Origin of the sequence: Streptomyces actinomycinicus (genome assembly GCF_016741775.1) — a bacterium.
GTDB classification, from domain to species: Bacteria; Actinomycetota; Actinomycetes; order Streptomycetales; family Streptomycetaceae; genus Streptomyces; species Streptomyces actinomycinicus.
This window is the reverse complement of the sequence record NZ_JAERRK010000063.1, coordinates 1-1,293: the sequence shown is the minus strand read 5'-3', so window position 1 is coordinate 1,293 and position 1,293 is coordinate 1. Positions and strand designations below refer to the sequence as shown.

Annotated in this window: 2 protein-coding genes; both read right to left on the bottom strand. The window is 66.8% G+C overall.

The window, feature by feature from the left end:
• A partial coding sequence (locus JK359_RS38480) for an alpha-amylase family glycosyl hydrolase (protein ID WP_269139093.1) occupies positions 1–955 on the bottom strand: 955 nt, incomplete at its 3' end.
• On the bottom strand, positions 952–1,293 hold a 342-nt coding region (locus JK359_RS38475; protein WP_201844378.1), incomplete at its 5' end, for an alpha-glucosidase C-terminal domain-containing protein. The genes JK359_RS38475 and JK359_RS38480, both read right to left, overlap by 4 nt.

Below are 1,293 nucleotides of genomic sequence, written 5' to 3'. Positions count from 1 at the left end.
TCGTGGGGATGGCCGGGGTCTTGGCCAGGATCTCCGAGACGGGATGGCGGGACTCGCGCCGGACGGCCATGAAGATCCGCGGCATGACGGGGAAGTGGAACGCCATGTGGCACTCGTCGCCGCCGGAGGCGTAGTCACCGAAGTAGTCGACGACGTCCTCGGGCCACTGGTTGGCCTCCGCCAGCAGGACGGTGTCCGGGTACATCGCGTCGATCTCCCGGCGGACCCGCCGGAGGAACTCGTGCGTCGCCGGCAGGTTCTCGCAGTTGGTGCCCTCCTCCGCGTAGAGGTAGGGGACCGCGTCCAGGCGGTAGCCGTCGATGCCCAGGTCGAGCCAGAACCGCAGCGCGGCCAGGATCTCCTCCTGTACGGCAGGGTTCTCGTAGTTGAGGTCCGGCTGGTGCGAGAAGAAGCGGTGGAAGTAGTACTGGCCGCGCACAGGGTCGAAGGTCCAGTTGGAGACCTCGGTGTCGACGAAGATGATCCGGGCGTCCTGGTACTGCTTGTCGTCGTCGGCCCACATGTAGTAGTCCCCGTACGGGCCCTCGGGGTTCCTGCGGGACTCCTGGAACCACGGGTGCTGGTCGCTGGTGTGGTTCATGACGAAGTCGATGATGACGCGCATGCCGCGCTGGTGGGCGGCGTCCACGAACTCCACGAAGTCGGCCAGGTCACCGAACTCCGGGAGGACCGCGGTGTAGTCCGAGACGTCGTAGCCACCGTCCTTCAAGGGCGACTTGAAGAACGGCGGCAGCCACAGACAGTCCACGCCGAGCCACTGCAGATAGTCCAGTTTGGCGGTCAGGCCCTTCAGGTCGCCGACGCCGTCGCCGTTGCTGTCCTGGAAGGAACGGACCAGGACCTCGTAGAAGACGGCACGCTTGAACCACTCCGGGTCCCGGTCCTTGACGGGGGTGTCCTCGAAGGTGTCCGGAACGGGGTCGTTGACGGTCATGACGCTGCGGGCCCTCCGATCTGGGGCGTCGATCGCCCGACGTGGAGCACGTGCGCCGGCGCCGTGCCGGGGGTCAGGCGCACGTAGTTGGTCCTGCCCCAGTGGTACGTCTCGCCCGTCAGTTCGTCGTGGACCGACAGGGCGGCGTCCCAGTCCAGGCCGAGTTGCGGCATGTCCAACGAGACCGTGGCCTCCTGGGTGTGGTGCGGATCGAGATTGACGACCACGACGACCGTGTCGGTCCCCGTGCTCTTGCTGTAGGCGAGCACGGCATCGTTGTCGGTCGGGTGGAAGCGGAGATTGCGCAGGCGCTGTAGCGCCGGGTGCCGTCGCCGGAT